Consider the following 407-nt stretch of genomic DNA (forward strand, 5'->3'; position numbering starts at 1 on the left):
GAAATCTGGATGGCGTATTTCAGGGGAATCTGGGGTACTCCACGATGTATAAGGACAATGTGGTGAATATTATTGCTGCTCCCTTACAGAACACACTGTTTTTGAATGTCTTTGCCACGATCCTGGCATTGGTCATTACAATTCCATTGGGAATTTTCTGCGCAGTCCGGAAAAATGGAAAATTTGATCAGGCTGTGCAGGTTTTTACCATCGTCGGCTACAGCATTCCGATCTATATTATCGGGCTGGTGTTTATCTTTTTTCTGGCTGTGAAATTTAAGATTTTTCCGGTAGGCGGCGTTAAGAGCTCGGGAGTGGAATATACCGGGTTTGCTGCTGTTAAGGACAGACTGTACTATATGGCGCTTCCTCTGATTGTTACGACGTTTGCCAACCTGGGAAGTATG

1 protein-coding gene is annotated in these 407 nt (G+C 44.5%); it reads left to right on the forward strand.

Annotated features, from left to right (window positions below; translation table 11 throughout):
* Positions 1-44: 44 nt before the first annotated feature.
* Positions 45-407, forward strand: a 363-nt coding sequence (locus NE664_14895) for an ABC transporter permease subunit (protein ID MCQ4727923.1), incomplete at its 3' end; no start/stop codon positions are given.

It is taken from the genome of Anaerotignum faecicola, assembly GCA_024460105.1.
In the GTDB taxonomy this organism is placed as follows: domain Bacteria; phylum Bacillota; class Clostridia; order Lachnospirales; family Anaerotignaceae; genus JANFXS01.